Origin of the sequence: Microbacterium paludicola (assembly GCF_039529675.1) — a bacterium.
In the GTDB taxonomy this organism is placed as follows: Bacteria; Actinomycetota; Actinomycetes; order Actinomycetales; family Microbacteriaceae; genus Microbacterium; species Microbacterium paludicola.
Map to the genome: position 1 here is coordinate 191,590 of NZ_BAAANG010000003.1, position 6,590 is coordinate 198,179.

Consider the following 6,590-nt stretch of genomic DNA (forward strand, 5'->3'; position numbering starts at 1 on the left):
GCGGTGCGGCCGGGCTCGACGACCGGTCCCACCGTCACGCCGCCGCCGTCGAACACAACGGGCACGTGGGTCACGTCGCCGGCCATCAGCTGGGAGGGAACGTGCGGGGGAACATGATGCTGCGCGATCAGCACCACCGCATCGCCCGCGGACGGGGAGCCGGATGCTGCCCAGGTGGCGGCGATCCCGGCGGCGCCGAGCGCCTCGGCGACATCGCTGCACGTCGTCGCGTCGACGCCGTCGGCGGCACGGAGCTGCACGGATCGGGCGGCCGCCGGGCGGTGCAGAGCGCCCTCGAGAAGTACAAGGAAGCGCTCGAGTTCCGAGGCGGGGACATCCAGCGCCGCGGTCAGCCGCTCGAGCGTGCCGGAGTCGACGCCGTGCTCCATCGCGTCGAGCACCCGCTCCTGCCAGGGCGCCGGATCGCGCACGGTCACGATCGGATGGGCGCCCAGCTGCAGCGTTGTCGCGTCGCGCCACAGCGCGGGATGTGCCGGATCCAGCCGAAGGAACGTCATGCGTTTATGGTGCGCGCCCGGCGCGCCCGGCGCGGCCGCTCTCCACAGGCGGGGCCGGTCCGCGGACGCGGGCCGGCCTGTGGACGGGTCAGACCGGCTTCGGACCCTCGGGAGCGTCGTCGCCCTCGCCGGGGTTCTCGTCCTCGGATCCGCTGGCTCCGTCGTCCGCTTCGCCCGCCCCGCCATCCGGTCCCGGAGTTCCACCCTCGGCTTCGGCAAGCAGGCGCTCGAGCGCGTCGTCCATCTCGTCCCGTGCCGGCGCCTCGCCGCGCGCGGTGGCCTCGAGACGGGCGATGAGGCGCGAGGGGTCGTCGATGTCGGCGGCCTCGGGCACGAAGTCGGGGGAGTCCCACAGCGCGTCGCGCGCCTCGATGCCGACGGCGTCGGTCACCGCGCGCCACATCGCCGCGGCCTCGCGCAGGCGCCGGGGGCGCAGCTTCAGGCCGACGAGGGCGCCGAGCGCGTCCTCGGCCGGCCCGCCGACCGCGCGCCGGCGGCGGATCGCCTCGGCGATGCGATCGAGGTTCGGGATGCGGCTCGTCGCGTCGGCGGTCACGACGTCGACCCAGCCCTCGATCAGGGCGAGCATGTTCTCGAGGCGATCGAGGGCCGTCTTCTGCGCCTCGGTCTGCTGCGGCAGCAGCGCGCCGCTCTCGAGCGCGGCCCGCAGCTCGTCGAGGTCGGACGGGTCGAACCGCGACGCCATCTCCTCGAGACGCTCGGTGTCGATGTGCACGCCGCGGGCGTACTCGGTCACCTGCGAGAGCACATGGAGGCGCAGCCACTTCGCGTGCCGGAACAGGCGCGCGTGGGCGAGCTCGCGCGCCGCGACGTACAGGGCGAGCTGGTCGTCCGGGATCTCGAGTCCGCGCCCGAGGTCGGCGAAGTTCTGCGGCAGGATCGCCGCGGTGCCGGCCGGCAGGGCGGGGATGCCGACGTCGCCGCCCGAGACGACCTCGAGCGCGAGCTTGCCGACCACCTGGCCGAGCTGCGTGGCGAACAGGGAGCCGCCGATGCCGCGCATCATCTGACCGGCGTTCGCGACGAGGCCCTGCATCTCCTCGGGCACCTGCTGGCTGAGGCTCTCGGTGAGGGCGTCGGCGACGCTGGTGGCGACGGGCTCGGCGAGCTCTTGCCAGACGGCGAGCGTCTTCTCGACCCACTCGCCGCGGGTGATCGCGCGGGGCGTCTCGGCGAGGTCGGCGATGGTGGTCGCCTCCGACAGCCAGAGATCGGCGAGGTGGAACGCCTGGTCGAGATCGGCGCGCTGTCCGTCCGTGACGCTCAGGCCGTCCTGGTTCGCGATATGCAGCGCCTGGCGCTTGGTGACATCCCAGTCGATGCCGTTTCCGGACGTCCGGAACGCGCTCTGCAGGTTCTGCATCACCTGCGACAGGGTCGCCGGGTCGATCGGCATGCCCGTCAGCCGGGCGAGCTGCTCGGGATCCATCTTCGAGAAGTCCATCCGGGACAGCTGCTCTGGATCCACCTGGCTGCCGGAGGCCCCGAACAGCTGGCGCATCAGCTCCTGGAACTCCTCTTCGGGGGAGCGATCGTCATCCGCCACGTCAGCCGCCTTTCAGCCGGTCACACGATTGAGAACTACGCTAGTCTCACCCGTCTTCGCCCACCCGGGGCTTCGCCGCAGCAGTCTTACGCCGCCCGCGAACGACGGCGCAGGGCCGTTGCCCGGGGACCTGAGGGAGATGACGTGACGCTGTTCGATGACGCCACCCCGAGTCGCAGCCGGTCGCTGCCGCGCCGCACGCTCGTGGGGATGTGGGCGATCGTCGTCGCCGTGGCGGTGCTCGTCGTCCTGACGTTCCTGCCGACGGCGTACGTCATCCAGCGTCCCGGCCCGGTCTACGACACGATCGGCACCGCCGAGTCGGCCGACGGCGAGGAGATGCCGCTCATCGAGATCGACGGCGCCGAGACGTACCCCACGGAGGGCACGCTCGATCTCACCACCGTGCAGGTGGTGGGGAACCGCGAACGGACCCCGTCGTGGTTCGAGCTCGCGGTCGCGTGGCTTGACCCCGCGCGCGCGGTCGTGCCGCTCGACGCGGTGTTCCCGCAGGGGGTGACGACCGAGCAGCGCGAGGAGCAGAACGCGGTGCTGATGGTCGACTCGCAGGCCGAGGCCACGGCGGCGGCGCTCAGCGAGCTCGGGCACGACGTCGGCGCGGTCGTCGAGGTCGCGGGGCTCGCGAGCGACGACGCGCCGGCGGCCGGCCTCATCGAGCCGGGCGACCGCATCCTGTCGGCGAACGGCACCGCGATCACCGAGGCGACGCAGCTGCGCGAGCTGATCCAGGAGGGCGGCGGCGCACCCGTCCAGATCGAGTACGAGCGCGACGGCGAGCGCGGCTCCGTCGAGGTCACCCCCGAGGACGGGCAGATCGCGGGGGAGCAGGCGTGGGTCATCGGGATCACGCTGACCACCGCGTTCGACTTCCCGTTCGACGTGAAGATCCAGCTCGACAACGTCGGCGGACCGAGCGCCGGCATGATGTTCGCGCTCGGAATCGTGGATGTGCTGACGCCCGGGGCGCTCAACGGCGGCGAGCAGATCGCCGGCACCGGCACGATCGCCGCGGACGGCACCGTCGGCCCGATCGGCGGCATCCGGCAGAAGCTGTACGGCGCGCGGGATGCGGGCGCGGAGTGGTTCCTCGCCCCCGCGGCGAACTGCAACGAGGTGGTGGGCCACGTGCCCGACGGGCTTCACGTGTTCTCGGTGGCGACGCTCGACGACTCGCTGAAGGCGCTCGAGGGGATCTCCTCGGGCGACACGGCCGACCTCCCCACCTGCAGCGGCTGAGCACGACGCCCTGCAGCGGATGAGCCACGGTTCCTCCCTGCGCGAACAGGGGGCCGCTCCCTGCTGGCCCATAAGAGTCACTGGGTAGGCTCACAAGGGTGACCACGACCTCCGCGCCCAGGGCGGCCGCGCCGTCCCCCTTCCGACGTATCGTCACGATCACGCTGGCGGTGATCGCCGCTCTCGTCGTCGCGTTCTTCGCGTTCTCGAACCTCTACGCCGAGTACCTCTGGTTCGACCAGCTCGGCTTCGAGAGCGTGCTGACGACGCAGTGGCTCGCACGAGTGGTGATGTTCGTCATCGGCTTCGTCGGGATGGCGGTGCCGGTCTGGCTCGCGATCTTCCTCGCGTACCGGCTGCGTCCCGTCTACGCGCGGCTGAGCTCGCAGCTCGACCGCTACCAGGAGGTCGTCGAGCCGCTCCGCCGCCTCGCGATGTGGGGCATCCCGGTCTTCTTCGGCTTCTTCGCCGGCTTCGCCGCGTCGGCCCAGTGGGAGACGACCTGGCTCTGGATCAGCGGCGTGCCCACGGGCCAGACCGACCCCGAGTTCGGCCTCGACACCGGCTTCTACATGTTCGCGATGCCGTTCTACTCGGCGCTGGCCGGCTACCTCTCGGCCGTCGTGCTGATCAGCCTCCTGATGACCGCGCTCGTGACCTACCTCTACGGGTCGGTGCGGATCGGTCAGGGCGAGCTGCGCATCTCGAAGGCCGCGCGCATCCAGCTCGCCGTCATCGCGGGCGTCTACCTGCTCGTGCAGGCCGCGAGCCTCTTCCTCGACCGCTTCAAGACCCTCGTCGAGGTCGACGGGCGCATCACCGGCCCCGCGTACACGGGCGTCAACGCGGTCATCCCCGGCCAGACGATCATGGCCGTCGTCGCCGCGCTCGTGGCCGTCCTGTTCTTCGTCACCGCCGTCATCGGGCGCTGGCGCTACCCGCTCATCGCGACCGCGCTGCTGGTGGTGACCTCGCTCGTCGTGGGCGTCGGCTACCCGTGGGCGGTGCAGACCTTCCAGGTGCGACCGAACGAGCGCGAGCTCGAGATGGACTACTTCCAGCGCAACGTCGACGGCACCCGGGCGGCGTACGCGCTCGACGGGATCGAGAAGACGGAGTTCAGCGCCGAGACCGAGGTCGAGGCGGGGCAGCTGCGCGACGACGCCGACACCACCGCGTCGCTGCGCCTGATGGACCCGGCGATCATCAGCCCGACGGTGCGCCAGCTGCAGCAGTACCGCCCGTACTACGGCTTCGCCGACTCGCTCGACGTCGACCGGTACGAGATCGACGGTCAGACGCAGGACACGGTCGTCACCGTGCGCGAGCTGGATCAGGCGGGCCTGGATGCCGGCGCGCAGACCTGGCAGAACACCACCATGGTCTACACGCACGGCTACGGCCTCGTCGCCGCGAAGGGCAACGAGCGCACCAACGAGGGCGAGCCCGTGTTCATCGAGGGAAGCATCCCCTCGTCGGGCTTCCTGTCGGAGCTCGACTACGAGCCGCGCGTGTACTTCGGTGAGAAGTCGCCGCTGTACTCGATCGTCGGAGCGCCCGAGGGCACCGATCCGGTCGAGCTCGACTTCCCGCGCGGCCAGGACGGCGCGACGGAGACGCGCACGACCTTCGAGGGCGACGGCGGGCCGAACTTCGGCAACTTCTTCCACAAGCTGCTGTACGCGATGAAGTTCCAGTCGGAGCAGATCCTGTTCTCGGACAACGTGAACTCGGAGTCGCAGATCCTCTACGACCGCGATCCCAAGACGCGCGTGCAGAAGGTCGCCCCGTACCTCACGGTGGACAGCGACCCGTACCCCAGCGTCGTGGACGGCCGGATCGTGTGGATCGTCGACGCCTACACGACGAGTGCGACGTACCCGTACTCGTCGGGCGTGAGCCTGTCGAGCGCGATCAGCGACTCGACGAACCCGCAGCCGAACCTGCGGATCGACGACATCAACTACATCCGCAACTCGGTCAAGGCCACCGTCGATGCGTACGACGGCAAGGTGACCCTGTACGCCTGGGATGAGCAGGATCCGGTGCTGCAGGCCTGGCAGAAGGTCTACCCCTCGACGGTCGAGCCGATCAGCGAGATGTCGGGCGAGCTGATGAGCCACGTGCGCTACCCGACCGACCTGTTCAAGGTGCAGCGGGCGATGCTCGGCACGTACCACGTCGACACGGCGAGCCAGTTCTACCAGCGCGACAACGCCTGGACGACGCCCGCGGACCCCGCGAACAACGACGTGCTGCAGCCGCCGTACTACCTGTCGATGCGCATGCCGGGTCAGGAGGAGCCGACCTTCTCCATGTTCACGACCTTCATCCCGGGCGGCGGGCAACGCGACGTGCTGATGGGCTACCTGTCCGTCGACTCGGATGCGGGTGCCGAGGCGGGCAAGAAGGCCGAGGACTACGGGAAGCTGAGGTTGCTCGAGATCTCGGCCGATACGACGGTGCCCGGCCCCGGCCAGGTGCAGAACGCGTTCAACACCGACACCGTGATCGCGGATCAGCTGAACGTGCTGAAGATCGGAAACTCGGATGTGAAGCTCGGCAACCTGCTGACGCTTCCCGTCGGCGGCGGTCTGCTCTACGTCCAGCCGGTGTTCGTCCAGTCGACCGGCGGTGGCACCAGCTTCCCGCTGCTGCGGAAGGTGCTGGTCGCGTTCGGTGACCAGCTCGCCTTCGAGGACACGCTTGCCGAGGCGCTCGACTCGCTGTTCGAGGGCGACTCGGGTGCGCCGACCGGCGACGACGGCGTGACGCCGGTCGAGCCGGGGGAGGAGCCCACCCCGGGCGCCACCACGCCGCCGGCGGAGCAGCCGGGCACGACGCCGCCGGCCGAAGGCGACGCCTACGCGCAGGCCCTCGAGGCGGTGCAGACGGCGCTCGACGACAAGCGGGCGGCCCTCGAGGCCGACGACCAGGTCGCCTACGCCGAGGCGGACAAGGCGCTCACCGAGGCGGTCGAGCGACTGCTGGAGCTCGAGCAGCAGCAGTAAGTCTGCGCCGCGTCTCAGCAACCGGGGGCAGGACGGATCCGCACGGATCGTCCTGCCCCCTTCGCGTGCCCAGGCGAATCCCGGATGAACGCCAGATGACACGCCCGGGACGCGCGGGTGTCGGCCCCGATTGGCCAGCCCCCGTATCCCGTGCTAGAGTTATCTCTTGTGCCGCGGGGTGGAGCAGCTCGGTAGCTCGCTGGGCTCATAACCCAGAGGTCGTAGGTTCAAATCCTG

3 protein-coding genes are annotated in these 6,590 nt (G+C 70.4%); 2 read left to right on the forward strand and 1 reads right to left on the reverse strand.

Annotated elements, in window-relative coordinates; all coding sequences use genetic code 11:
* Positions 1-606: 606 nt before the first annotated feature.
* On the reverse strand, positions 607-2,085 hold the full coding sequence (locus ABD161_RS03680) for a zinc-dependent metalloprotease (RefSeq protein WP_343999785.1): 1,479 nt from the start codon (positions 2,083-2,085) through the stop codon (positions 607-609).
* 144 nt (positions 2,086-2,229) lie between these two features.
* Between ABD161_RS03680 and ABD161_RS03685 the strand changes: the two genes are divergently transcribed.
* Both ABD161_RS03685 and ABD161_RS03690 read left to right on the forward strand, forming a co-directional pair.
* Positions 2,230-3,342 (forward strand): YlbL family protein, encoded by a 1,113-nt coding sequence (locus ABD161_RS03685; RefSeq protein WP_343999787.1) that lies wholly within the window; start codon positions 2,230-2,232, stop codon positions 3,340-3,342.
* Between the two features lie 98 nt (positions 3,343-3,440).
* Entirely contained in the window at positions 3,441-6,353 is a 2,913-nt protein-coding gene (locus tag ABD161_RS03690; protein WP_343999789.1) for a UPF0182 family membrane protein, read from the forward strand.
* The last annotated feature ends 237 nt before the right edge of the window (positions 6,354-6,590 follow it).